The organism is Sinorhizobium americanum, from assembly GCF_001651855.1.
Classification (GTDB): Bacteria; Pseudomonadota; Alphaproteobacteria; order Rhizobiales; family Rhizobiaceae; genus Sinorhizobium; species Sinorhizobium americanum.
In genome coordinates this window covers 39,189-62,992 of the sequence record NZ_LNQC01000045.1, presented here as the reverse complement: position 1 = coordinate 62,992, position 23,804 = coordinate 39,189, and the positions used below count along the sequence as shown (strand labels likewise).

Annotated in this window: 23 protein-coding genes; 8 read left to right on the top strand and 15 right to left on the bottom strand. The window is 63.0% G+C overall.

Going from position 1 to position 23,804, the window contains the following annotated elements:
- The first annotated feature begins 85 nt into the window (after positions 1 to 85).
- Entirely contained in the window at positions 86 to 1,279 is a 1,194-nt protein-coding gene (gene dapE / locus ATC00_RS08795; RefSeq protein WP_064252549.1) for a succinyl-diaminopimelate desuccinylase, read from the top strand.
- Complete coding sequence (locus tag ATC00_RS08790) at positions 1,266 to 1,862, top strand: hypothetical protein (RefSeq protein ID WP_064252548.1); 597 nt, start codon at positions 1,266 to 1,268, stop codon at positions 1,860 to 1,862. The genes dapE and ATC00_RS08790 overlap by 14 nt, the downstream gene beginning before the upstream one ends.
- 19 nt (positions 1,863 to 1,881) lie before the next feature.
- Here the strand turns inward: ATC00_RS08790 and truA are convergent, their stop codons facing one another.
- The 4 genes from truA to ATC00_RS08770 form a co-directional block, all read right to left on the bottom strand.
- Positions 1,882 to 2,625, bottom strand: coding sequence for a tRNA pseudouridine(38-40) synthase TruA (gene truA, locus ATC00_RS08785; RefSeq protein WP_064252547.1), 744 nt, complete (start codon positions 2,623 to 2,625; stop codon positions 1,882 to 1,884).
- Positions 2,625 to 3,560 carry a methionyl-tRNA formyltransferase gene (fmt, locus tag ATC00_RS08780; RefSeq protein ID WP_064252646.1) on the bottom strand — a complete coding sequence of 312 codons (936 nt, stop codon included), beginning with the start codon at positions 3,558 to 3,560 and terminating at the stop codon, positions 2,625 to 2,627. Before fmt ends, truA begins: the two co-directional genes overlap by 1 nt.
- Before the next feature lie 84 nt (positions 3,561 to 3,644).
- Positions 3,645 to 4,169 (bottom strand): peptide deformylase, encoded by a 525-nt coding sequence (def, locus tag ATC00_RS08775; RefSeq protein WP_037378195.1) that lies wholly within the window; start codon positions 4,167 to 4,169, stop codon positions 3,645 to 3,647.
- A gap of 73 nt (positions 4,170 to 4,242) precedes the next feature.
- On the bottom strand, positions 4,243 to 4,797 hold the full coding sequence (locus ATC00_RS08770) for an NADPH-dependent FMN reductase (protein ID WP_037378193.1): 555 nt from the start codon (positions 4,795 to 4,797) through the stop codon (positions 4,243 to 4,245).
- Between the two features lie 202 nt (positions 4,798 to 4,999).
- On the opposite strand from ATC00_RS08770, the gene ATC00_RS08765 reads away from it, so the two are divergent.
- The 3 genes from ATC00_RS08765 (at position 5,000) to ATC00_RS08755 (ending at position 9,791) form a co-directional block, all read left to right on the top strand.
- Complete coding sequence (locus ATC00_RS08765) at positions 5,000 to 6,205, top strand: DNA recombination protein RmuC (RefSeq protein ID WP_064252546.1); 1,206 nt, start codon at positions 5,000 to 5,002, stop codon at positions 6,203 to 6,205.
- A 51-nt stretch (positions 6,206 to 6,256) separates the two neighbouring features.
- Positions 6,257 to 7,156 (top strand): ribokinase, encoded by a 900-nt coding sequence (locus tag ATC00_RS08760; RefSeq protein ID WP_037378190.1) that lies wholly within the window; start codon positions 6,257 to 6,259, stop codon positions 7,154 to 7,156.
- A gap of 280 nt (positions 7,157 to 7,436) precedes the next feature.
- Positions 7,437 to 9,791 carry a methyl-accepting chemotaxis protein gene (locus tag ATC00_RS08755; protein WP_064252545.1) on the top strand — a complete coding sequence of 785 codons (2,355 nt, stop codon included), beginning with the start codon at positions 7,437 to 7,439 and terminating at the stop codon, positions 9,789 to 9,791.
- Positions 9,792 to 9,932: 141 nt separating this feature from the next.
- Here ATC00_RS08755 and ATC00_RS08750 read toward each other — a convergent pair whose 3' ends face one another.
- Positions 9,933 to 10,877, bottom strand: coding sequence for a nucleoside hydrolase (locus ATC00_RS08750; protein ID WP_037378187.1), 945 nt, complete (start codon positions 10,875 to 10,877; stop codon positions 9,933 to 9,935).
- 248 nt (positions 10,878 to 11,125) lie between these two features.
- Here ATC00_RS08750 and ATC00_RS08745 point away from each other — a divergent pair, with 248 nt between their 5' ends.
- Complete coding sequence (locus tag ATC00_RS08745; protein ID WP_037378185.1) at positions 11,126 to 11,557, top strand: Hsp20 family protein; 432 nt, start codon at positions 11,126 to 11,128, stop codon at positions 11,555 to 11,557.
- A gap of 49 nt (positions 11,558 to 11,606) precedes the next feature.
- Positions 11,607 to 11,864, top strand: coding sequence for a BQ00720 family protein (locus ATC00_RS08740; protein ID WP_037378182.1), 258 nt, complete (start codon positions 11,607 to 11,609; stop codon positions 11,862 to 11,864).
- Between the two features lie 200 nt (positions 11,865 to 12,064).
- Here ATC00_RS08740 and trmB read toward each other — a convergent pair whose 3' ends face one another.
- The 4 genes from trmB to lnt all read right to left on the bottom strand — a co-directional run bounded on the left by trmB (position 12,065) and on the right by lnt (position 16,648).
- A complete protein-coding gene (trmB, locus tag ATC00_RS08735; protein ID WP_064252544.1) occupies positions 12,065 to 12,763 on the bottom strand; it encodes a tRNA (guanine(46)-N(7))-methyltransferase TrmB in 699 nt (232 codons plus the stop codon).
- Positions 12,764 to 12,997: 234 nt separating this feature from the next.
- On the bottom strand, positions 12,998 to 14,266 hold the full coding sequence (gene metK, locus ATC00_RS08730) for a methionine adenosyltransferase (protein ID WP_037378176.1): 1,269 nt from the start codon (positions 14,264 to 14,266) through the stop codon (positions 12,998 to 13,000).
- Between the two features lie 223 nt (positions 14,267 to 14,489).
- A complete protein-coding gene (locus tag ATC00_RS08725; protein ID WP_037378174.1) occupies positions 14,490 to 14,906 on the bottom strand; it encodes a helix-turn-helix domain-containing protein in 417 nt (138 codons plus the stop codon).
- Between the two features lie 146 nt (positions 14,907 to 15,052).
- Positions 15,053 to 16,648, bottom strand: a complete 1,596-nt coding sequence (gene lnt, locus ATC00_RS08720; protein ID WP_064252543.1) for an apolipoprotein N-acyltransferase — start codon at positions 16,646 to 16,648, stop codon at positions 15,053 to 15,055.
- Between the two features lie 650 nt (positions 16,649 to 17,298).
- Here lnt and ATC00_RS08715 point away from each other — a divergent pair.
- Complete coding sequence (locus ATC00_RS08715) at positions 17,299 to 17,874, top strand: LabA-like NYN domain-containing protein (protein WP_037378169.1); 576 nt, start codon at positions 17,299 to 17,301, stop codon at positions 17,872 to 17,874.
- A gap of 107 nt (positions 17,875 to 17,981) precedes the next feature.
- On the opposite strand, the gene ATC00_RS08710 is transcribed toward ATC00_RS08715, so the two are convergent.
- From ATC00_RS08710 to ATC00_RS08685, 6 genes are all read right to left on the bottom strand, one after another.
- A complete protein-coding gene (locus tag ATC00_RS08710) occupies positions 17,982 to 19,142 on the bottom strand; it encodes a hemolysin family protein (RefSeq protein ID WP_037378166.1) in 1,161 nt (386 codons plus the stop codon).
- A 12-nt stretch (positions 19,143 to 19,154) separates the two neighbouring features.
- Positions 19,155 to 19,661 (bottom strand): rRNA maturation RNase YbeY, encoded by a 507-nt coding sequence (ybeY, locus tag ATC00_RS08705; protein WP_064252542.1) that lies wholly within the window; start codon positions 19,659 to 19,661, stop codon positions 19,155 to 19,157.
- Between the two features lie 17 nt (positions 19,662 to 19,678).
- A complete protein-coding gene (locus ATC00_RS08700; protein WP_037378162.1) occupies positions 19,679 to 20,734 on the bottom strand; it encodes a PhoH family protein in 1,056 nt (351 codons plus the stop codon).
- 115 nt (positions 20,735 to 20,849) lie between these two features.
- Complete coding sequence (miaB, locus tag ATC00_RS08695; protein WP_064252541.1) at positions 20,850 to 22,250, bottom strand: tRNA (N6-isopentenyl adenosine(37)-C2)-methylthiotransferase MiaB; 1,401 nt, start codon at positions 22,248 to 22,250, stop codon at positions 20,850 to 20,852.
- A 75-nt stretch (positions 22,251 to 22,325) separates the two neighbouring features.
- Complete coding sequence (gene olsA, locus ATC00_RS08690) at positions 22,326 to 23,141, bottom strand: lyso-ornithine lipid O-acyltransferase (protein ID WP_064252540.1); 816 nt, start codon at positions 23,139 to 23,141, stop codon at positions 22,326 to 22,328.
- Positions 23,142 to 23,276: 135 nt separating this feature from the next.
- Positions 23,277 to 23,774: a GNAT family N-acetyltransferase gene (locus ATC00_RS08685; protein ID WP_037378787.1), complete on the bottom strand. Its 498-nt coding sequence runs from the start codon at positions 23,772 to 23,774 to the stop codon at positions 23,277 to 23,279.
- Positions 23,775 to 23,804: the final 30 nt, after the last annotated feature.

Here is a 23,804-nt window from a genome sequence, read left to right as displayed (position 1 = left end):
ATCAGGCGTGACAGCCGGGGACCGATCGGATAAACCAGCAAACTCAGTTCCTTGGCTCACCGGCTCCCCGCAGGCATTCCGCTCGATGTTCCCGACCGATCCGATCTCCAATCTCGCTGCCCTCATCCGTTGCCCCTCGGTCACCCCGGCCGAAGGCGGTGCCTTGTCGACCCTTGAAGGCATGCTGGCGCCGCTCGGCTTTGTGGTCGATCGGGTCGTGGCCAAAGAGGCGGGAACGCCGGATATCGAGAACCTCTATGCCCGCCTCGGCACCGAAGGCCCGCATCTGATGTTCGCCGGCCATACGGATGTGGTGCCGGTCGGCGACGAGGCCGCCTGGACCCATCCGCCCTTTGCGGCTGTGATCGCCGGCGGCGAAATGTACGGGCGCGGCGCCGTCGACATGAAGGGCGGCATAGCCTGCTTCGTCGCGGCGGTCGCCCGCCACATCGAAAAACATGGCCGCCCGAAGGGCTCGATCTCCTTCCTGATCACCGGCGACGAGGAAGGTCCGGCGATCAACGGCACGGTGAAGCTTCTCGAATGGGCTACCAAGAAAGGCGAGCGCTGGGACGCCTGCCTCGTCGGCGAGCCGACCAATCCGGATAACCTCGGCGACATGATCAAGATCGGCCGGCGCGGATCGCTCTCCGGCCGGATCACCGTCCACGGCGTCCAGGGGCATGCCGCCTATCCGCACCTTGCCGACAATCCGGTGCGCGGCATTTTGCAGCTGACGCAAGCGCTGATGGACCCGCCCTTCGACACCGGCACCGAGAATTTCCAGCCGTCCAACCTGGAGGCGACGACGATCGATGTCGGCAATGCCGCCGTCAACGTCATTCCGGCCAAGGCCAGTGCCGCCTTCAACATCCGCTTCAACGATTGCTGGACGGCCGAAAGCCTGAAGGGAGAGATCATTGCCCGCCTCGACCGCGCCGCAAAGGACGGTGCGCTTCGGCCCGGCCGCGATCCGGTCAGATACGACATCGTCTGGAACGAGCGCCCCAGCCACGTCTTCCTGACGCGCAACAACGCGCTGATCGATTCGCTTTCCGGCGCGGTCGAGGCTGTGACCGGCCGCCAGCCGAAGCTCTCGACCACCGGCGGCACGTCGGACGCCCGCTTCATCAAGGACTATTGCCCGGTGGTCGAATTCGGTCTCGTCGGCCAGACGATGCACATGGTCGACGAGCGCGTCGCCGTGGCCGATCTCGAGACCCTGACCGGGATCTACGAAACCTTCGTTGCCCGCTGGTTCGGCCATGCCGCTGCTTGATGAGGTTCTCGCCTATATCAAGGGGCTCTGGCTGCTGATCCAGGGCAAGCAGGAAGGCTATCAATGGCTGGATATCAGCGAAGGCGGCCTGTGGCGCTCCTTCTCGGCAATCCTTTGGTCGCTGCCCGCAATGGCCGTTTCCTGGGCGTCCTGGCGCCTCTATTATCTTTCGGCGATGCCGAGCGGCTCGACCGTCGGCATCGGCTTTTTCCTAAAGCTGCTCGTCGTCGACCTGGTCAGTTGGTTGCTGCCGGTCATGCTCGTCGCCGCCCTTTCGCGGCCCCTCGGATTTACCGGACTGGTCGTGCCTGTGATCGTCACCACCAATTGGCTCTCGGTGCCGCTTTCCTATGCCATGGCAATACCGGCCGCGCTCCTCCTTCTCGCGCGCGGAGGCCACCAGCTGACCGCGATCCTGTCGCTTATCGTGCTCGTTGCGGGCGTCGTCCTGCTCTTCCGGCTGCTGCGCTCGATAACCGGCAATCAGAATCTGCTCGCTTCCGCCCTGACGGCCCTTTACCTGCTGCCGCCGATGATGCTCGCACAATATCTTCAGCACTTCTTCGGACTGATCCCCGGTTGAGCGAGGTGAGCGCGAGCGGTCAGTAATCGACCTGCATGAAGAAGAGGCCATCCGGCGGGGCAACGGGTCCGCAGGCCTTGCGGTCGCGCGCCTCGAGTGCGGCCTTGAGATCGCCGGGCGTCCACTTGCCCTCGCCGACGAGCTTCAATGAGCCGGCGAAGGAGCGGATCTGGTTGTGCAGGAAGCTTTGCGCCGTCGCGCGGATCTCGATCAGCTCGCCATTGCGGGTGACGTCCAGCCGGTCGATGGTGCGCAAAGGGCTGGTCGCTTGGCAATGGGCCGACCGGAATGTCGTGAAATCGTGGTGGCCGACAAGGTGTTGCGCCGCCGCATGCATCGCCTCATGGTCGAGCATCTTCGGCACCCACCAGGCGCGCCGCGCCTCGAGCGCCAGTGGCGAGCGGCGGGAAATGATGCGGTAGAGATAATGCCTGCGGACGGCCGAAAAGCGCGCGTCGAATTCGGGAGGAACTTCGGCCGCGTCTAGGATCGACACCCGCTCGGCGGCGAGCGTCAGGTGGGCATTCAGCGCATTGCGCAGCGTGTGCGTTTTCCATTCGCGTGTCAGGTCGACATGCGCCACCTGGCCCATGGCGTGGACGCCGGAGTCGGTGCGCCCCGCGCCGCGGATCGACACGGTCTCGCCGGTCAATGACAGCACCGCTTTCTCGATCGCCCCCTGCACGGAGGGACCGTTCTCCTGCCGCTGCCAACCGACATAATCGGAGCCGTCATATTCGACGGTCAGCCGGTAGCGCGGCATCAGGAAATCCTCGTGCCGGCGGCGATCGGCGTGCCGCGCAGAAAGTCAGGCGTAGCAAGTGGCTTGCCGCCTGCCCGCTGCAGGCGCGTCGGCCGCACCGCCCCGTCGCCGCAGGCGATCGTCAAGCCGTCGTCGAGAGTGGTACCTGGCGCGCCGGCACCTGCGGCACGCTCCGACCCCAGCACCTTGATCCGCTCCTTCCGCCCGGCGATCTCGAGTTCGAACCAGGCGCCCGGAAACGGCGCGAGGCCGCGGATATGATTGTGAACGTCGGCCGCGGGCCGCGTGAAATCGATGCGCGTTTCGTCCTTCGTAATCTTGGCGGCATAGGCGACGCCCTCTTCGGGCTGCGGCGTTAGCGTCAGTTCGCCCATCTCGAGCTGCACCATCGCCTCCTTCATGAGCGTCGCTCCGACATGCATCAGCTTGTCGTGCAACTCTCCGGCCGTCATCGTCTCGGTGATCGGGACGGACCTAGTGAGCGCCACAGGGCCGGTGTCGAGCCCCTTGTCCATCTTCATCACCATCATGCCGGTCACACGGTCGCCGGCCATGATCGCCCGCTGGATCGGTGCCGCACCCCGCCAGCGCGGCAGGAGCGAGGCATGACCGTTATAGCAGCCATGGCGAGTGCCCGAGAGGATCTCCTCCGGCAGCAGCAGGCCATAGGCGACGACGACCGCCACATCTGCATCGAAATCGCGGAAGGTTTGCCGATTCGCCGGGTCCTTGAAGTTGACGGGCGTCAACACCGGAACGCCGAGAAGTTCTGCCGCCTGATGCACCGGCGACTTTTGCAGATCGAGGCCGCGCCGGCCCCCGGGGCGCGGCGGCTGCGTATAGACGGCAACGATCTCGTGATGCGCCTCGACGAGAGCAGAGAGCGTCGGCACGGAGAATTCCGGTGTGCCCATGAAGATGATGCGAAGCGGCAAGGCGGTGAACTCCGTCTTTTTCAAATCCCCAAAACAGGGCGGCGGCTCCGAGCCAAACGCCCCTCGAGGCGCGGCGCGCGACGGTCAAATGGCCTTGGCGCCGCGCGTCTTGGCTGCCTTGGTGAACTTGCGGATCACCATGTCGCGCTTGAGCTTGGAGATGTAGTCGATGAACAGGACGCCGTTCAGATGGTCGATCTCGTGCTGCAGGCAGGTCGCGAGCAGGCCGTTGGCCTCGACCGATTGCTCCTTGCCGTCGCGATCCCGATATTCCACGGTGATCGCCGCCGGCCGCTCTACCTCGGCATAGTAGTCCGGGATCGACAGGCAGCCCTCCTCGTAGACGGAGCGCTCCTCGGACGACTTCACGACTTTCGGATTGATGAAGACCAGCGGATTCTTCTCTTCGCCTTCTTTCGAGACGTCGAGTACCAGGAGGCGCTTCGGCACGCCGATCTGGATCGCCGCCAGTCCGATGCCGGGGGCGTCATACATGGTTTCGAGCATATCGTCGGCCAGCCGGCGAATGTCGGCGTCGATCGTCTCGATAGGCGTCGAAACCTGGCGCAGAAGGGGATCGGGAAGGATGATGAGCGGCTTGATCGTCATGCTCCCCCATAGCCGATCTTTTCCTTCGGGCGCAAGAAAATTGCCGATCAGAGACGACCGAAAACCTGTGCGGTTATCCTAGACCCGAGGCGTCGGCGCGAACCGTTTGGCAAAACTCTGAAAATTCCTCCAGGAACCTATCGACACGGCATCGATTTTCGGGCGTCCCGACGATCTGCCGGATTTCATCCGGCGATTTCTTCATGAGCGGAAAACGCAGAAAAATCTCGCTGTTGAAGTTCGAGGTCACCGTGGACATGACATCGCGAAGCGTTGCGAGCATATCGTCGCCTCTATGGGAAGCATGTGCCAGGACAACCGGCTTGTAGACGATCAACTCCGCCGATACGAGCCAATCGATGGCATTTTTCAGACCGCCCGGAAGTGTCCTCACATATTCCGGGCTCGAGACGATCAGCCCGTCATTCGCTTCAACCGCCTTCATGAAATCGCGAACAGTGCGAGGGGTGTTTTCCCCTTCGCGGTCCGGCGAGAACACGGGCAGCGCACCGATTTCATGGAAAACGCGTATGTCGAACCGAGGCGCTGCCACCTCCCTGATCGCCTGCAACATCGCCGTATTGGTCGAATCCCTTCGAGCGCTGCCGGATATAGCCAAGACTTTCATGAACTCGCTGTCCAAGGTCCAACATTGCCCAGGCAAGGAACCGGCCCGCCGCAAGGCGCCTGATTCCTGCCCGTCGCAAGTAAGGTGACTGCTGGTGCAAAAATCAACAGCAAAGCGTCGAGGCTCGTCACCCCGGCGAACGCCGATGAATCTGTTCTTGTTTTGATCTGTTTTTCAGGCGCGAATCTGTTAGGCTGCGGCCATGGAGCCCAGTGCCTTTGCCTTCGACCGGCCGCTGTTCCTCATCGGCACCTTTCCCGTAACGGCTGGCCACTTAGTCAGCCTTGCCGCTCTCCTGTTCGTTTTGCTGGCAATTGTATCTGCCCGCAGGGCGCGGGCGCTGCGCGCCGACGAGCAAACCCAGCAGCTGACAGCACTCTTGGCGGCGCAGACCGAGATGCAGGGGCGCATCGCCGCGATGGCCGATGTCTTCGGCACGCGGCAGGCGGAACTCAACCAATCGCTCAGCCAGCGCATCGACGGCATGACGCATCGGATCGGCGCGTCGATCAGCGAACAGACGAAGGCGACGCATGAGAATCTGAGGCGCCTGCAGGAGCGGCTGGCGGTCATCGACAACGCCCAGAGCAACATCCAATCGCTCGCCAAGGACATGGCCGGACTGCAGAGCATTCTTGCTAACAAGCAGACGCGCGGCGCCTTCGGCCAATCGCGCATGGAGGCGATTGTCGCTGACGGCCTGCCGATGGGCGCCTTCGCCTTCCAGTCGACGCTTTCGAACGGCGCGCGGCCGGACTGCGTCATCCGCATGCCGAATGGCCAGCCGCCGCTCGTCATCGACGCAAAATTCCCGCTCGAAGCCTGGAATGCGATGCGCGATGCGGGAAGTCCCGAGCGGCGCCAGCAGGCCTCGCAATCCTTCCGCCGCGACATGGAGGTCCATATCCGCGATATCGCCAGCAAATATCTGCTGCCGGGCGAGACGCAGGAAACGGCCTTCCTGTTCGTTCCATCCGAGTCGATCTTTGCCGAAATTCACGAGCATTTCGAAGCGATCGTCCAGAAGGCGCATCGCCAGCGCATCGTCATCGTCTCGCCGTCGCTGCTGCTACTTTCCATCCAGGTCATTCAGGCGATCCTCAAGGACGCCCGCATGCGCGAGCAGGCGCATCTGATCCAGGGCGAGGTGGTGCGGTTGATGGAGGATCTGTCGCGGCTGGACGAACGGGTCAGAAAGCTGCAGGGCCACTTCGCGATGACCCAGAAGGATGTGGACGACATCCTGATCTCCGCTGACAAGTTGACGCGGCGCGGGGCCAAGATCGAAGCGCTGGAACTCGAGCCCGCGCCGGCACACCAAGGCGCAAGGGAGCCAATCGACAAGAGCGACCGGACAGTCGATAACCGCATCGGGCAATTGAAGCTCAGGGTGGTTGACGAGGACTGACGGCCTCGGGCACTCTCCCGCACAATCAGCAACCCGACGGGACATCTCCACATGATCACTGTTTTTGGGTCCATCAACATGGATCTGATCGCCACGACCGCACGCCTTCCGAAGCCGGGCGAAACCGTTGCCGGGACGAGCTTTTCCACCGCCGCCGGCGGCAAGGGCGCCAACCAGGCGCTGGCGGCCCGTCGCGCCGGCGCTTCCGTGCGGATGGCCGGCGCCGTCGGCTCGGACAGCTTCGCGGAAGGCGCACTTGCTCTGCTCAAGGAGGCGGGCACCGATCTGACCCTTGCCAGGACCGTGGACCAGCCGACCGGCACCGCCCATATCCTTGTCGGCGGGGACGGCGAGAACGTCATCGTCGTCGTCGCCAGCGCCAATGCGATGGTGAGCGAGAACGACGCGGTAACGGCCATCGGTCAAATGTCGACCGGCGACACGCTGATGCTGCAGCTCGAAATTCCCGCTGCCTCGGTGGAAAAGTCGCTCGTCGAGGCAAAGCGCCGGGGCATCCGCTCGATCATCAACATCGCGCCGCTGACGCCCGAGGCGGCCCGCCTCGGCCGCATGGCCGATATCGTCATCGCGAACGAGACCGAGTTCGAGCTCTTGGCGGGCAAGAGCGGCATCGCCGGCGCCGAGCGCGAAGCGGCAATGAAGGGCCTCCACGACGAAACCGGACAGACCGTCATCGTCACCCTCGGCGCCGAGGGTGTCGCCGCCGCCCATCAGGGAGAAATTCATCGCGCCAAGGGGCTGGCGATCGAGCCGATCGACACGGTCGGAGCCGGCGACACCTTCTGCGGCTATCTCGCGGCGAGCCTCGACTCGGGCCTTGCCTTCCCCGATGCGCTGCGCCGCGCCGCAGTTGCTGGATCGCTCGCCTGCCTGAAGGCGGGAGCGCAGCCGTCCATACCACTCGCCTCCGAAGTCGCCGCGCGTCTTTGACCGTGACAGTCCATTTCCGGCCTGTTTCGCGATCTGGATAGGATTTGGCGCGGCAACGATGCTCGCCGCTCAGAATTCACTTTGAACGGCCAGGAATCGGCTCGATTGTTGGCCGTATTTTAATCTTTGTTGATCTATCCAGATTGCGAGGCGGCCCACTCGTATTGGCCGGCTCCTGCATGCCGGTCGGCATCACGCGCTCCATGATGGAGCTTCACCCACATTTGGAATGTCATGCCGCAGGCAGAAGCCGGCGGACCTCTCAGTGCGTGAGGATTTCATGTTCAACTTCCATGCCAAATCGCTGGCCACAAAGCTGATCGCCGTTACGGGCGGCACGATCGCTCTCGTGCTGCTCGCGTCGAATTTCGTTCTCATCTCGCAGACCCAGGATCGTGTCGAAACGCTTGTCTTCGACGGCGCGAAGACGGAGGCCCGGGCGATCGCCTCCGATATCGCCGGCAGCGTCGGAGAGCTGGCAGCCGCCGCCAACACAATGTCGGGCGTGCTCGGCCGCGGCCATGCCGGAAAATCCACCGACCGCGCCGGCGCCATCAACCTGTTGAAGGCCAATCTCGATCAGCACGACTTCGCCTTCGGCAGCTGGTTCGCCGAGGCGCCGAAAGCCTTCGACGCCAAGGACGTCGTCAACAACACCGAACTTGGCGGCAATGCGGAAGGCGCGTTCACGCCCTATTGGTCGAAGGATCGAAACGGCAAGGCACAGCTCTCGACCTTCCGCGCCGACTATGCGGCCGAGTGGTACGCGCTAGCCGCCAAAAGCGGCAAAGGCGCCATCACCCAGCCTTACATGGCCGAAGGCACCGACGTTCCGACGACCATGACATCGATCGCCTATCCGGTGCTGTCCGAAGGCAAGATGGTTGGCGTCTCCGGCGTCGACATCTCGCTCGCCTCGCTTGCCGACCGGCTCGCAGCGCTGAAGCCCTTCGGTTCGGGCCGCGTCTACCTGCTGTCGCAGAGCGGCAAGTGGCTGGCGGCGCCGATCCCCGATCTGCTGATGAAGGACTACGAGGGCGAGGGTGAGGACGTCATCCAGAAGGCGCTGTCATCGGACGCTTCAGGCATGATCAGAAACCTGACCTATGACGGAAACGCACCCTTCGACCGGGTCGTCCATCCCTTCAAGCTGCCCAATGTGAACGCAAGCTGGATCGTCCTCGTCGACGTGCCGCGCACCGCCATCAATGCCCCGGTCAACGATCAGACCTATATGATGATCATCGGCGGTATCGTCGTTCTTGCAGCCGTGCTCGCCGGCCTCCATCTCGCCGTCCGCCGCTTCGTCCAGAAGCCGCTCGCCGGACTCGTCCGCGACGTCGAAACACTTAGCAATGGCGACTATGCGCAGCCGATCTCCGGCCAGGACCGCTCCGACGAGACCGGGTCGGTCGCCAAGGCCCTTGAAGGCTTCCGTCATCGGCTCGCCGACGCCAAGCGCCTCGAAGGCGAAGCCCGCCACGAGCGCGAACAGGCCGAACTGGAACGGAGCCGCTCGGAAAGCGAGCGCGCCGAGACGGGCGCACTGCAGCGCGACATCGTCGCGCGCCTCGGCAAGGGCCTCTCGCATCTCGCCTCCGGCGACCTCGCCTACCGGATCGCGGACGAGTTCCCGGGCGAATACGCCCAGCTGAAGCGCGACTTCAATGCGACGATGGAGAGCCTCGAAGAGACGATCCGCACCGTCAACCACTCGGTCGTCAACATTGGCAGCGGCACCGGCGAGATTTCCAGCGCCGCCAACGACCTCTCGCATCGGACCGAGCAGCAGGCCGCCAGCCTGGAGCAAACCGCGGGCGCCCTCGACCAGCTGACGTCGCAAGTCGATGCCAGCGCAGAGAATGCCAAGGTTGCGGCAAAGTCGGTCGAATTGGCAAGCGGCGACGCCGTGCAGTCCGGTGAGGTCGTCCAGAAGGCGATTGCCGCGATGCAGGGCATCGAGCAGTCCTCGACCGAGGTGAGCCGCATCATCGGGGTCATCGACGAGATTGCCTTCCAGACCAACCTGCTCGCTCTCAATGCGGGCGTCGAGGCGGCACGCGCCGGAGAGGCCGGCAAGGGCTTCGCGGTCGTCGCACAGGAAGTCCGGGAACTCGCCCAACGCTCGGCCAATGCCGCCAAGGAGATCAAGACCTTGATCAACACCTCGGCCGGACAGGTGCGCGAGGGCGTCGACCTCGTCGGCAAGACGGGCGGCGCACTCAAGAAGATCGCCGAGCAGGTGGTGCAGATCAACGGCCTCATCCGCCAGATCTCCAGTTCCGCTTCGGAGCAGGCGGTCGGGCTCAAGGAGATCAACGCGGCGGTCATCCAGATGGATCAGGTGACGCAGCAGAATGCGGCGATGGTCGAAGAGACGACCGCGGCCAGCATGACACTGAACGAGGAGGCCCGGACGCTGAGCACGCTGGTCTCGCGGTTCCGCGTCGTCCAGCGGGAGCCGGCACAGTCCTCCGCCGAAAAGCTGCGCAGCGCCGCCGTCAGGATGCGAACCGCAGAAGCCCCGGCGGCGGAACCGCCGGCGGCACGCGGCTATTCGAGTTCGACGCAGCGCGTTCTCGTCCAGACGGCCGGTGCAAATGCGCTCGCCCGGGACAATTGGGAAGAGTTCTGATCCGTTCTCGCACGAACAGAGAAACGGCGCCGCATGCGGCGCCGTCTTCTTTTTCGAGGCCACCCCCTAAGACCCCTCCCCACCAGAGGGCCGCAGGGGGAGGGGTTGGGGAGAAGTCTCAGAGAGTCTTCAGAACGCCTACTAAATGCGCGCCAGCCGGTCGGTCAGGAGCTCGAAGAAACCCTCGTCGTCGATGTGGCGCATCACTTTGGCGTTGTGCTTTCGGCCGGTCACCTGCCACCAGTCGACGACCGTCATGCCGGTGGTCAGCGCAGACGTCGTCTCGATCTCGACATTGCAGTCGCGACCGGTGAACAGCTCCGGCCGCAGCAGGTAGGCAATCACCGTCGGATCGTGCAAAGGCCCGCCATCGGTGCCGTATTTCTCGATGTCGAAGCGTTCGAAGAATTCCAGCATTTCCGCGAGTGCGACCGCCGCCGGGCGACCGATGGAACGGATCTTCTCGACGCGGACCTTGTGGGTGAGGACGCGATGGGTCACGTCGAGCGGCATCATCACGATAGGGATGCCGGAGCGGAAGACGATCTCGGCGGCTTCCGGATCGACATAGACATTGAATTCGGCGGCCGGCGTGATGTTGCCGCCTTCGAAGAAGCCGCCGCCCATCATCACCAGTTCCCGCACCCGCGGCGCGATTTCCGGGGCCTTGGTGAGCGCCAGGGCGACATTGGTCAAGGGACCCAGTGTGCAGAGCGTCACCGCGCCCGGCGCTTCGGCAAGCAGCGTCTCGATGATGAAGTCGACGGCGTGCTGCTCCTGGAGCGGCATCGTCGGCTCGGTGAGTTCGGGACCATCGAGCCCTGTCTTGCCGTGTACATGTTCGGCGGTCACCAGCGGCCGCGCCACGGGCCGCTCGGCGCCGGCAAAGACCTTGACGTCGGTCCTGTTGCAGAGTTCGCAGACGATCCGCGCATTGCGCGACGTCAGCGTCAGCGGCACGTTGCCGGCAACCGCGGTGATGCCGAGCACGTCGATTTCCTCCGGACTGCCGAAGGCCAGCATGATGGCGGCGGCATCGTCCTGTCCCGGATCCGTGTCGATGATGATCTTTCTCGCGCTTGTCACTGTCTTCCCTCCTGCGAGGCGGATGGTATCGGATCGCCAGGCCATAACCTGGTGAGGTGAGCCGGTCACGGGAGACCTGAGCAGCCTGTGCGTGCGCCGGGGAATTGGACCTTCGCAGCGGACTATGATTTGCGTCAGCGGCCGAGGCAAGCCGCTTGCACTCATTGCGCACAGCTACCATATTGCTTTCGAGGGATGCTGCCTGGCAGGTCCGAAAGATGGTCGCTTGAGCTCACAAGGACTTGGGAATGAGCAGGATTACGCCCTTTACGAGCCCGCTGCTGGTGGGCTTCGACAGCATGGAAAAGACCCTCGAGCGGATCGCCAAGGCGAACGACGGATACCCACCCTACAATATCGAGCGCATTCGCGGCGATAGCGCCGCCGGTACGCCGGAACGCCTGCGGATCACGCTCGCCGTCGCCGGATTCTCCGAAGAGGATCTGGAGGTCACGACGGAGGAAAACCAGCTCGTCATCCGCGGCCGCCAGGTCGAAACCGGCGAGCGGGATTACCTGCATCGCGGCATCGCCGCCCGGCAGTTCCAGCGGACCTTCGTGCTTGCCGACGGCATGCGGGTGCTCGGAGCCGAGCTTCGCAACGGCCTTCTTTCGGTCGACCTGGTGCGTCCCGAGCCGGTCCGTATGGTAAAGAAAATTAACATTTCGGTCCCAGAATAGGATAACCGGCGGGATTTTCCTCCCGCGCCGGCGACCACGGAGCATGACCATGGGACTGAAAACCATCACCTCATCGCTGTCGAAGAACGATCTTGCGCATCTTGGCGCGGGCGAAGTCGGCTATATCCGCAAGATGCGGTCGGACGAGGTCTCCCGCTGCTTTCCGGAAGCGCCCGAGATGGGACCGGGCATCGATCTCTGGGCCCTGTTTGCGGCGGACGGCACGCCGATCCTGTTGACCGACAACCGCTCGAGTACCTTCTTCAAGGCGGCCGAGGACGACCTTCGTACCGTCAGCCTGCATTGATTGTGCGCAAACACATCTGAATTCCGCCCCTCATCCGGCTGCCGCCACCTTCTCCCCGTCCTGACGGGGAGAAGGGACATGCGGCGCTGTGCTTCCACCCGCCGCAAAGGCCGATCATTTGAGCGCGTCCCCTCGCCCCGCCTGCGGGGGGAGGGCTAGTCCTCGGTTAAACTCGAGGAGACGGGCAAATCCGAGATCTCCTAAACGCGCCTGAAAGTCAGATAGGCCGAGCTTCTCCCTTCCCGGCGCGCCTTGGCCTCGTAGCGCGTGCTCGGCCAGCCGGCAAACGGGGTCAGCCAGTCCGCCGATCTTTCCGCCGTCCACTCGAAGGCGGCGTGATCGCGGCAATGGATGAGCGTCCAATTGACATAGCTGTCGATGTCCGAGGCGAAGCAGAAGAGGCCGCCGGGCTTCAGGACGCGCGCGAAGCGGTCGAGATTGACCTTCGAGACGAAACGCCGCTTCCAATGCTTCCGCTTCGGCCAGGGATCGGGATAGAGCAGATCGATCTGATCGACGGAAGCCTGCGGCAGCCAGTCCAGCACCTGTGTCGCATCGTCGTCATGGAGGCGGACATTGTCGATCTCCCTCGCTTCGATCTGGCGGAGCAGCTTTGCCATGGAGTTGACGAAGGGTTCGACGCCGAGGAAACCGGTGGAGGGATCCTCCGCCGCCCGATGAATGAGATGCTCGCCGCCGCCGAAGCCGATTTCCAGGCGAATCCGCTGCACTGCCGCGGGAAATAGCGCCGACAGATCATTTGGCGCCGGTTGCTTGAGATCGAGCCTCAGGAGCGGCAGCAGAGTCTCGAACTGGGCTGCCTGGCGGTCCCGCAACGGCTTGCCCTTGCGGCGCCCGAAGAAGGCCTCCGTTGATCTGGCACCACGCGGTTCGCTCATATCGTTCTTCCTTGGATCATGACGATTTCGGTCTCGTTCGGCCGAAGATCACAAGCATGATCGACTTCATTATGTCCAGACGCAGGCTCCGGAACCTTCACACGTTCCCCCCGCAAGCAGAGGGGCGGAGGCTCCTTCGAGCATCCGCCCCCGATCTGCTACTGCTTTCCGTTCAACCGCAGCAACGCCGTGGCGCTGACGTCCGCGAGAGGCTTTCAACCACCCGAGCGAATATCAAGCGGCGCGGCTGTTGATCGCCGTGGAGTCGAGCGAGATCGCTTCCTTGAGCGGCTTGACGAGATCGAGCTTCTCCCAGGAGAAGGAGCCGTCGCGACCAGCCTTGCGGCCGAAGTGGCCATAGGCGGAGGTCTTCGCATAGATCGGCTTGTTGAGGTCGAGATGGCGGCGGATGCCGGTCGGCGAAAGGTCCATCGTCTTGCGGATGGCGTTCTCGACCTGGTCTTCCGAAACCTTGCCGGTACCGTGCAGGTCGACATAGATCGACAGCGGCTGGGCGACGCCGATCGCATAGGAAAGCTGGATCGTGCAGCGTTCCGCGAGGTTGGCCGCCACGACGTTCTTCGCCAGGTAGCGGGCAGCATAGGCGGCCGAGCGGTCAACCTTGGTCGTGTCCTTGCCGGAGAAGGCACCGCCGCCATGCGGTGCGGCGCCGCCATAGGTGTCAACGATGATCTTGCGGCCGGTGAGACCCGCGTCGCCGTCCGGTCCGCCGATGACGAATTTGCCGGTCGGATTGATATACCAGGTGCAGTCGTCGGCGATTTTCAGGTCACCGAGGGCCTCGCGGATAAAGGGCTCCACGACCTTGCGAACCTTGGCGGAATCCCAGCTGTCGTCGAGGTGCTGGGTCGAAAGGACGATGGAGGTGACTTCGCTCGGCTTGCCATCGACATAGCGTACCGTCACCTGGCTCTTGGCGTCCGGGCCAAGCTTGGCGACGTCGCCTTCGCCCTTCTTGCGGGCGGCGGCGAGCAGATTGAGGATGCGGTGCGAATAGTAGATGGGCGCCGGCATGAGCTCGGCGGTTTCGCGGCAGGCATAGCCGAACATGATGCCCTGGTCGCCGGCCCCCTCTTCGCCCTGCTTGTCGGCGGCATTGTCGACGCCCTGGGCGATATGCGCCGACTGGAAGTGCAGGAGCACGTCGATCTTCGCCGTCTTCCAGTGGAAGCCGTCCTGTTCGTAGCCGATGTCGCGGATCGCCTTGCGGGCGGCCGCCTTGAACTTCGAAGGGTTGATGACATCGTTGCCGTTCTTGTCCTTCTTCAGAAGGCTCGGCGGCAGGCGGACTTCACCGGCGATGACGACGCGGTTGGTGGTCGCCAGCGTTTCGCAGGCAATGCGCACGGTCCACGGGTCGACGCCGCATTTCGCCGCCTCGCGGTAGACCAGATCGACGATTTCGTCGGAAATGCGGTCGCACACTTTGTCCGGATGACCTTCGGCAACGGATTCGCTGGTGAACAGGTAATTTGCGCGCATACGGGAAGTCCCCTCAATGAAAGAAGCAGCTTCACTGTTAGTGGTTTTGCCGCTGAAAAACAAGCGCACAAGGACATAAATATATCTTTATATCGCTATTGCCATAATGCTTGGAACGGCATTTCTCGAACCCGCACTGACCGACAAAAACAGTTTCAGGAGCGGCCGGCATATACGAAAAAAGCGGCCCAGGGCCGCTTTTTTCGTAGCGCGGAAAGCCCCGCTATTCGCTCTCGGCCTCGGCCGCCAGCGCCTTCACCAGATCCACCAGTTTGCGGCGGACCTTCGGGTCGGAAATCTTCACGAATGCCCGGTTAAGCTGCAGGCCTTCGGAAGAGGACAGGAAGTCCACCACATAGTTGGAGCTCGGCGCTTCCCCCATGCCTGGTCCGGCGCCGCCCTCGCCCGGAGCATCCTCGAAAAAGAACGAGACCGGGACATTGAGGATGGAGGAGATGTTCTGCAGTCGGCTCGCACCGACCCGATTCGTTCCCTTTTCGTATTTCTGGATCTGCTGGAATGTGATCCCCAGACTCTCGCCGAGCTTCTCCTGGCTCATGCCAAGCATCGTCCGGCGAAGGCGAATCCTGCTACCGACATGGATGTCGATCGGGTTCGGCTTCTTCTTGTTTTCAACCATAGTCGCGTTCCTGAACACGCTGTTTCGATAAGCCACAACCCATCATTGACGCATCAATCGATGGACAGCCTGCCAGCGAAAGCGGGGCTCCAGTGGCAGGCATGGGTTGATGGTGAAATTCACTATGCAATTTTAGGGGTTTTAGGTCAATTCATCCGAAAATTAAAACCCTTACGCGAAATTACCGCAACCAACAATAGAAACACTCCCGTGAACCAGAAGATCCTGCCACGCATCGTGCTGTCGGTCATGGTGGGCATCTTGCCCGGCAGAATTGCGTCCGTCACTCCCTTGTAATTGTATCCCAATCCTACCACTAAAACACCACGTGCATCAACAATTGCTGATATACCCGTGTTGGCGGCTCGGATCATCGGCGTGCCTGTCTCGATCGTGCGCAGGCGAGCCTGATGGAAATGCTGTCGCGGGCCGGGCGTGTCGCCGAACCAGGCATCGTTGGTGACGTTCAACAGCGCGTCGGAGTGCTTCGCATTGCCGTCGATATCGTCGGCGAAGATCGCCTCGTAACAGATCAGCGGATAGAACGTCCTGCCGCCGGGCAGGGTCAGGACCGAGCGGTTCGGCGCCGCCGAGAAGCCACCAGGCATATTCGCTGCAATCGAACTCAAGCCCCAGGAATTGAGGACGTCCTCGAACGGCAGATACTCGCCGAACGGAACGAGATGCACCTTGTCCGCCGCGCCGACGATCTGGCCGCGATCGTCGATCACGTAGATCGAGTTGTAGTAGCGCGGCGGCAGGCCCGCCCCCGCGTCCTCGGCGCGCACGGCGCCTGCCACGAGGATTTGCCCCTCCTGGAGAACGTCCGCGATCCGGGTCAGTGCGTCGGGATTGTCCGTCAGGATGAAGGGTATCGAGGTTTCCGGCCAGACGATGATATCGGGGCGCTTGCCGCCCGCCTGCGGCGGCGCGGCGGTCAAAGACAGATGCTCCTCGAAGATCGCCGCGCGTTCGCGGTCGTCCATCTTCTTCGCCTGGTCGATCACCGGCTGCACGAGGCGAACGGTTCGTTGCGGCGTCGCCGGCTGCGACGCCGGCAGGGAAAGCCGGTAATAGCCGTAGCCGATATGCGCAGCGAAGAGCACCGCAGCAGCGGCAAGGCCAATCCGGGCGCCCTTGGCGGTGCCTATGAGGGCCGGAGCGGCAAACACGAAGACCGCCAGCATGTTGATCGTCGCCACGTTCAAGACGCTCGCCGACTGCATCATCAGCGGCATCGGCATTGCCGCATAGCCGAGCGCGTTCCAGGGGAAGCCGGTAAAGAGAAAGCCGCGCAGCCATTCGGCGATGCCGAAGCCGACCGCAAGCGCAGCAATGCGGCCGACCCCGTCGGACCAGAGGCAGCGGGCAATGAGCACGGCAAGCGCATAGAACAGGGCGAGGACGGCGGGAAGGCCGATGACTGCGAGCGGCAAGGCCCAGGCAAAGAGATCCGCCTCGACCAGAAGGGCGTTGCCGAGCCACCAGAGACCGCCGAGGAAATAGCCGAAACCGAAACTCCAGCCGATCGAAGCCGCTGGCAGGAGCCGCCGGACGACGCCGTCGTCGGGATGGCTTGCTACCCCGTCGATCAGCCAGACGAGCATCGGAAAGGAAATAAAGGCCGCGGCGAAGATGCCGAAAGGCGGCTGGGCGAACATCGCCAGAACGCCGGCGAGGAAGCCGACGAATGCGCGAGACGCCCCCGAGAGCAATATGATCCTGCCTGCCAGTCTTTCCATGCAGCCTCCAAGTCGCGCCGGCCGGGAGGCGGCGCGTAGATCGATCGAATCAGTGCCGGCAGTTTTCCAAAAAACCGCTTATTTGTCCCGTGGCCGCGGCCGCTGGTTTTCTCCCCGAGGAGGCAAACTGCTGTCGGTCGCTGCCCTAGACGCGCACAGCACGCTCGTTGAATTGCTGCATGTTTTGGCCTCGATCGGTTCCGATTCACGGAATCATGCAGCAGATCGTGGCGAGATGAAGGGAGGGAGCGATCGCCCGGTCAGCGCACCACCGGTCGAGACAGGAGCCGGATTAACCACAGTCGGCAGAATCCACGCTCCGGCCACCGCTGGTTGTTCCCTCTTGGGGAAGATGCCGTTAGTCTAATCCGGACTCGGCACGACTGCATGTTCCTTGAATCGGATCCGATTTAAGAAACATGCAGTCATGCAAGTACTACAACGTCCTTTGTGCGCCCTGACAAGACGCACGGCGCGCTGTGGGCCCATGCGACGCGTCCACTGCATAACTCCTAAAAATCGAGAATTGATTTAAGGACAAAATCATGCAGCAATTCAAAGCGCTACAGCGACCTTTGCACGTCTCTTAGACGCGCGGCGCTGTAGCACAGGCGATCCAAAACAGCATCTCGGATAAATAAGGGGTCACCATGTTCGATAGCCGCGAAAAGATCGCGCTCTTCATCGACGGCGCCAATCTCTACGCGACATCGAAGAGCCTCGGCTTTGACATCGATTACCGGAAGTTGCTGAACGCATTCCAGCAACGCGCCTATCTGCTGCGAGCCTACTACTACACGGCGCTCATCGAAGACCTGGAATTTTCCTCGATCCGGCCGCTGATCGACTGGCTGGACTACAATGGCTACACGGTCGTGACCAAACCGGCCAAGGAGTTCACCGACGCCCAGGGCCGGCGCAAGATCAAGGGCAACATGGATATAGAGCTCGCGATCGACGCGATGGAACAGTGCCGCGTCGTCGACCATTTCGTCCTCTTCTCCGGCGACGGCAATTTCACCACGCTCGTGGAAGCGTTGCAGCGCAGGGGACGCAAGGTTTCCGTCGTTTCGACGCTCACGACCCAGCCGCCGATGGTCGCCGACGAACTGCGCCGCCAGGCCGATCATTTTATCGATCTCAACTCGCTGCGGGGCGAGATCGACCGCCATCCACAGGCGGCGCCGCAGATCCTCAAGCCGGCCGACGAAAGCGTCACCACCTAAACGCGTCGCGTTCAAACGTATTCACGCGGCGCGCTTCAGGTCTTGTTTTTCTGCATGTCGTCATCCCAAAACCGCTGCACACTTTTGGGCGACATGCATAAAGTGCATCATTCCGCCGAGGTCGGAGGCGGTGCGTTCGCCTGGGCGCCGCCATTCGCCGGCAGTGCATCGGGCAAGGTCTCCTTTTCGGGCTTGACCACCCGCCGGCGTGCCGGCGGCCGCTTGCGCATGATGCGCACGCGCTTTACCCGACGCGGATCGGCGTCGAGTATCTGGAACTCGAAACCGGGGATGGCCTGTACCACCTCGCCGCGGACCGGAATGCGGCCGAGCGACGCGAAAACCAGGCCGCCCAGTGTGTCGACATCCTCAAGCTGCTCGCGCACGTCGAAATCCGGACCGATCGCCTCGGCAATCTCCTCGAGCTCGACACGCGCATCCGCCACGAAAACGTCGTCCGACGAGCGGGCGAACATCACCTCGTCATCGTCATGCTCGTCCTCGATGTCGCCGACCACCATCTCGACAATGTCTTCGAGCGAGACCAGGCCGTCGGTGCCGCCATACTCGTCGATGACGAGCGCCATCTGAATGCGTGCGGCCTGCATGCGCTGCATGAGGTCGGAGGCGAGCATCGATGGGGGAACGAAGAGGACCTGGCGAATGATGCCCGCCTCCTCGACCGATTTGTTGAGGTCGACGCGAGAGAGATCGAAACCGGGCCTCGGCTGACGCGGCGTCTTCTCCGCCTTGTCGACGACGACCGGATGCGGTGCCTTGCCGTTGCGGCGGCGGTTGCGGGCCTGCCGGGTTACATAGGCGAGCAGATCGCGGATATGGACCATGCCGCGCGGGTCGTCGAGGCCCTCGCTATAGACCGGCATGCGCGATCGCCCGGATTCTTCGAAGAGAACCATGAGCTCGCCGATCGTGATGCTCTGATCCACCGCCTCGATGTCGGCACGCGGCACCATCACGTCCTCGACGCGGACCTCGCGGAAGCGGAGGATGTTGTTGAGCATCGCCCGCTCTTCGGGCGAAAAGGCGGTGTTGCTGTCGGCATCCGTCATCAGCGCGTCGGCGAGATCCTCGCGCAGGCTTGACGCACCCGCACCGCGCCACAGGCGGGCCGCACGGCTCCAGAAGGATGAGGTGGATTTGTTGCCCTCTGGTCGGGCGGTGGTACTACTACTGCCCGCGTCGGCGTCGGCGGAGGCATCGGCCTCCTCGCTGGCAACCGTTGCCGGCTGTGTCTTGAAGTCGCTCATTGTTCCAAACTGTCAATCCGGGGTCCGGTCCCCGTAGGGATCAGATAGGCCAAGACGCGCCAAAATGCGAGTCTCCAACCCCTCCATTCTTTCCGCTTCGTCGTCTTCAATGTGATCATAACCGAAAAGATGGAGGAATCCATGGACGAGAAGATGCGTTAGATGCTCCTCGAAGGGCTTCTCCAATTCACCGGCTTCGCGCTTCAGCGTCTCGTAGGCGACGATGATGTCGCCGAGCATCGGTCCCGGCATCCTGCCAGGCGTCACCGGGAAGGCGGGGAAGGACAACACGTTGGTCGGCTTGTCCTGATTGCGCCATTCGGCGTTGATCTCCCGCATCGATTGATCGTCGGTGAAGACCAGCGACAGTTCCGGAGGTTCGCCCGGGAACGGCTGCTTCTCCTCGGCAGCGAGAAATTCTGCGGCCGCGCCGAGGATTCGCGTAGAAAGGGGCTGCAACCGGTCCTCCGGCGGCCAGTCTCCTTCCTCGACGCTGATCTGAATATCCAAAGCCGTCATGACCGGGCGCGACCGCCTCAGCGGTCGCTCTGTTCGCTTTCGTCGTGAACGGCCGTATGGCTTTCATAGGCCCTGACGATTCTCGCCACCATGGGATGGCGCACCACATCCGCATCCTTGAAGCGGATCACCGACACGCCTTCGACGCCCTTGAGGATCTGCAGCGCCTCGACGAGACCGGATTTCACGCCGCGCGGCAGGTCGACCTGGCTCGGGTCGCCGGTGACGATCATCCGGCCGTTTTCACCGAGGCGGGTCAGGAACATCTTCATCTGCATCGACGTCGTGTTCTGCGCCTCATCGAGAATGACGGCGGCATTGGCAAGCGTGCGCCCGCGCATGAAGGCGAGCGGCGCGATCTCGATGACGCCCGCCGAAATCGCCCGTTCGACCTTGTCGCCCGGCATCATGTCGTAAAGCGCATCGTAGAGCGGCCTGAGATAGGGATCGACCTTCTCCTTCATGTCGCCGGGCAGAAAGCCGAGCCGCTCGCCTGCTTCGACCGCCGGCCGCGACAGGATGATGCGGTCGACCGCGCCGCGCTCCAGCAGCTGGGCGGCATGGGCGACGGCGAGATAGGTCTTGCCGGTACCGGCCGGACCGACGCCGAAGACCAGCTCGGCCCGCTCCATGGCGCGGATATAGGCGTCCTGCATCGGCGTGCGCGCGGCTATCGTCTTCTTGCGCGTCGAAATCTGCGCCATCGTCAACTTGGCTTTGCGCTCCATGGTCGGCAACTGCAGCTGGTCGTCGGCCGCGACCGCCATGCGGATCGCCCCTTCGACGTCGGACGTATCGATCGAAGCCCCACTTTGCAGTCTTCCATAGAGATAGTCGAGCGCGCGCCGTGCCTGGTTGGTCGCCACGATATCGCCGGAGATCGCAACGGAATTGCCGCGTGGCCTGGCATCGACGCGCAGCCGTTCCTCGAGCAGCTTCAAATTCTGATCGAACTGGCCGAAGAGCTCGCTGGCGAACCGGTTGTTCTCGAACGTGAGCACGAAGTGATTGGCGTCTGTCGCGGTTGTCTTGGAATGGCGCGATGAGGATGAAATCATTTCGTGTCCGTTCAAGCGGTTCAGGCTCCTCACTCTCGATTTCGGCGCCGCGCGTGAAATGACGCGCAGAGAATGTTCTAACGCCTTAACTCGGCAAAAGCTCCCGAGAAGGTGTTCTCGTACCTCTGCCCTATTCGATCAACTCGGCAAAAAGGCTGTTCGGGCCGGCCTTGGTGATTCGTACCTGGATAATGTCACCGATTTGCGATCGTTTTGCATCAACATTCACGGGCTGCAGCCAGGGCGAGCGGCCGACCAGCTGACCCGGCATGCGGCCGGGCTTTTCCAGAAGCAGGTCTATCTCTCTGCCGACGCAGGCGGCGGCAAAGTCGCGCTGCTGCTTGAAGAGCAAAGTCTGCAATCTTTCCAGTCGCTTGGCCTTTACGTCTTCGGGAACCTGGTCCTTGAGATCGGCCCCCGGCGTGCCCGGGCGGCTCGAATATTTGAAAGAGAAGGCCTGTGCATAACCCACCGCCTCGACGAGACGCATCGTGTCCTCGAAATCCTGGTCGGTCTCGCCCGGGAAGCCGACGATGAAATCGCCGGAGAGCGCCAGATCGGGTTGAACGGTGCGAATCCGCTCGACAAGGGCAAGATATTCGGCCGCCGTATGGCGCCGGTTCATCGCTTTCAGGATGCGATCGGACCCGGATTGGACCGGCAGATGCAGATAGGGCATCAGCTTGGCCATCGACCGGTGCGCCTCGATCAGGCTCTCGTCCATGTCGCGCGGGTGGCTGGTCGTGTAGCGCAGCCGCGCGAGGCCGTCGATCTCGCCGAGACGCCGCAACAGATCACCGAGGCCCCAGTCGCGTCCGTCGGGCCCCGTTGCGTGCCAGGCATTGACGTTCTGGCCGAGCAGCGTGATCTCACGCACGCCGCCGTCGACCAGCTTTTCCGCCTCGGCGACGATCTGCGCCACCGGGCGCGAGACTTCCGAGCCGCGTGTGTAGGGCACCACGCAGAAGGTGCAGAACTTGTCACATCCCTCCTGCACGGTGAGGAAGGCGGTGACGCCGCGAAGACGGGTCTTGGCCCTGTCCGGCGCCGGCAGGTGTTCGAATTTGTCCTCGATGGCGTAGTCCGTCTCGACGACGCGCTCGCCGTTCCTCGCCCGCTTCAACGCCTCGGGCAGCCGGTGGTAGGTTTGCGGGCCGATGACGAGGTCGACCGCCGGCGCACGCCGCAGGATCTCGTTGCCCTCGGCTTGGGCGACGCAGCCGGCGACGCCGATCACCATTTCGCGGCCCGCGCTCGCCTTCGCCTTCTTCAGTTCCCGCAGGCGGCCGAGTTCGGAATAAACCTTTTCGGCGGCCTTTTCGCGGATATGACAGGTGTTGAGCAGGACGAAGTCGGCATCTTCCATAACGTCCGTCGCAACATAGCCGTCCCGCGTGAGCGCGTCGGACATGCGATCGGAGTCGTAGACATTCATCTGGCAGCCATAGGTCTTGACGAAGACCTTGCGCGCCGGAACGTGTTCCTCGCCCGCCACGGGCGATTTCGGCAGAAGAGCGGTTTCCTGGGTCATGCGGGGTTCTTTAGTGCAAAGCGGCCCAAAGTTGAAGTATTTTCGCCCGGCGCCCAAGGCGGCGGTCCCGCTACACTAGGCCGCGGTCCTCTCGCGGGCCGGCGCCCGGCCCCTCAGCCGGTCCGACAACATGTTGCGGATCCGCTGCTCGACGAGGCGGCTTATCGTCTTGCGGTTGGAGTGCCGGTCATAATCCACCGCTTCGCCGAAATCCACTTCCACATCGATCGCCCCTTCCCGAAGGACCCCGAAGAGGTGCGGCAGCAGCCCAGTGTCGCCCGGCCAGGCCGCGATCGGCCGGTAGTAGCGGCCCATGGGCATGCCATGGATGCCCGTATAGGAAATCGCCACCGGCTGGACATGCACGACGCCGGTCGGCGACTGCGGCACGGCCGAGGCCGCGGCGCCGAACAGCGACGTCTTGATCTCGAGAAGGCGGTTGCCGTCCGAGGTCGTGCCCTCCGGAAAGAGCACGACGACCTCGCCGTCCGCGAGCCGGCGGCCGATCTCGCTCACCTGGTGGCCAGTTGTGTGTTTCTGCTCGCGTTCAATAAAAACCGAGGCCTGCAGGCGGGCAAGGATACCGAAGACGGGCCAGTCCCTGACGTCCGACTTGGCTACGAAAACGACATCGGCAATGGACGACAGGACCATTATGTCCTTCCAGGAGACGTGATTGGCGCTTATCAGCAGCGGCCGCCGCCGATCCAATTCCCCGTGCACCCGAACGCGAAGACCGAGCAGACGGCAGGCGATGCGATGCCAGAACCGCGGCAGGAAGCGGCGCGGCTTCATATCCAGCCAGAGGCAGACAAGTTGGACCGGCATCAGCGTTAAAGAGACGATCGCGAGCAGGATGGCGTAGAGCGCGACCCGTATCCAGTTGATCATCCGGAAAGACTTTCTGATCCGACCACTTCGACGGGACTGGAGCGGGTGCGCTCAATGCGTCCGCGCCGCCGCTCTATCGGATTGGTTTGCCGCATTTATGCGACGGCAGGTGAGTCCACCTGCCTGCAAAATGCTCTAGCGAAGATCGAGCCGCATGACAAGGGCAGCGGTGCGCGACCCGCTCGCTCCCTGATAATAGCCCTTGCGTTCGCCAACCTTTGCGAAGCCGAGCTTGCCGTAAAGTCCGATCGCTGCCAGGTTCGTCTCGTCGACTTCGAGGAACAGGGTCTCGGCGCCCTTGACGATCGCCTCGCGCATCACCGCCTGCATCAGCCGCCAGCCGAGACCGGAGCGGGCAAAACGCGGATCGACGCCGATCGACAGGACCTCGGCCTCGCCCGCGGCGGCACGCGACAGCACGAAACCTCCGAATGCAGGGCGAAGCGCGCCATTCGTCTGGCGGGCCGCAAAGCCGAAAACCGTTTTCTGCAGCAGGAGCGCATGAATTTCGCCGTCGCTCCAGGGCTTGGCGAAACGCTGGCTGTGCAGAGTTGCCGCCGCCGTCAGGTCCGCCTCCTCTAGCGGGAAGATGTCGAATTCAGTTCGGCGCGTGAAATAGTCGGTGAAGCTCATCTCTGTCCTGCGCATCCGGCTCGACGGTAC

Excerpts from the sequence above, each read along its gene's own strand:
- ATC00_RS08790 (WP_064252548.1), top strand. The coding sequence starts at position 1,266 with ATGCCGCTGCTTGATGAGGTTCTCGCCTATATCAAGGGGCTCTGGCTG.
- ATC00_RS08770 (WP_037378193.1), bottom strand. The coding sequence starts at position 4,797 with ATGAAAGTCTTGGCTATATCCGGCAGCGCTCGAAGGGATTCGACCAAT.
- olsA (WP_064252540.1), bottom strand. The coding sequence starts at position 23,141 with ATGATCAACTGGATACGGGTCGCGCTCTACGCCATCCTGCTCGCGATC.
- ybeY (WP_064252542.1), bottom strand. The coding sequence starts at position 19,661 with ATGACGGCTTTGGATATTCAGATCAGCGTCGAGGAAGGAGACTGGCCG.
- ATC00_RS08725 (WP_037378174.1), bottom strand. The coding sequence starts at position 14,906 with ATGGTTGAAAACAAGAAGAAGCCGAACCCGATCGACATCCATGTCGGT.
- truA (WP_064252547.1), bottom strand. The coding sequence starts at position 2,625 with ATGCCGCGCTACCGGCTGACCGTCGAATATGACGGCTCCGATTATGTC.
- metK (WP_037378176.1), bottom strand. The coding sequence starts at position 14,266 with ATGCGCGCAAATTACCTGTTCACCAGCGAATCCGTTGCCGAAGGTCAT.
- dapE (WP_064252549.1), top strand. The coding sequence starts at position 86 with ATGTTCCCGACCGATCCGATCTCCAATCTCGCTGCCCTCATCCGTTGC.
- ATC00_RS08710 (WP_037378166.1), bottom strand. The coding sequence starts at position 19,142 with ATGAGCGACTTCAAGACACAGCCGGCAACGGTTGCCAGCGAGGAGGCC.
- trmB (WP_064252544.1), bottom strand. The coding sequence starts at position 12,763 with ATGAGCGAACCGCGTGGTGCCAGATCAACGGAGGCCTTCTTCGGGCGC.
- def (WP_037378195.1), bottom strand. The coding sequence starts at position 4,169 with ATGACGATCAAGCCGCTCATCATCCTTCCCGATCCCCTTCTGCGCCAG.
- ATC00_RS08760 (WP_037378190.1), top strand. The coding sequence starts at position 6,257 with ATGATCACTGTTTTTGGGTCCATCAACATGGATCTGATCGCCACGACC.
- lnt (WP_064252543.1), bottom strand. The coding sequence starts at position 16,648 with ATGGAAAGACTGGCAGGCAGGATCATATTGCTCTCGGGGGCGTCTCGC.
- ATC00_RS08755 (WP_064252545.1), top strand. The coding sequence starts at position 7,437 with ATGTTCAACTTCCATGCCAAATCGCTGGCCACAAAGCTGATCGCCGTT.
- ATC00_RS08745 (WP_037378185.1), top strand. The coding sequence starts at position 11,126 with ATGAGCAGGATTACGCCCTTTACGAGCCCGCTGCTGGTGGGCTTCGAC.
- ATC00_RS08740 (WP_037378182.1), top strand. The coding sequence starts at position 11,607 with ATGGGACTGAAAACCATCACCTCATCGCTGTCGAAGAACGATCTTGCG.
- miaB (WP_064252541.1), bottom strand. The coding sequence starts at position 22,250 with ATGACCCAGGAAACCGCTCTTCTGCCGAAATCGCCCGTGGCGGGCGAG.
- ATC00_RS08765 (WP_064252546.1), top strand. The coding sequence starts at position 5,000 with ATGGAGCCCAGTGCCTTTGCCTTCGACCGGCCGCTGTTCCTCATCGGC.
- ATC00_RS08715 (WP_037378169.1), top strand. The coding sequence starts at position 17,299 with ATGTTCGATAGCCGCGAAAAGATCGCGCTCTTCATCGACGGCGCCAAT.
- ATC00_RS08685 (WP_037378787.1), bottom strand. The coding sequence starts at position 23,774 with ATGAGCTTCACCGACTATTTCACGCGCCGAACTGAATTCGACATCTTC.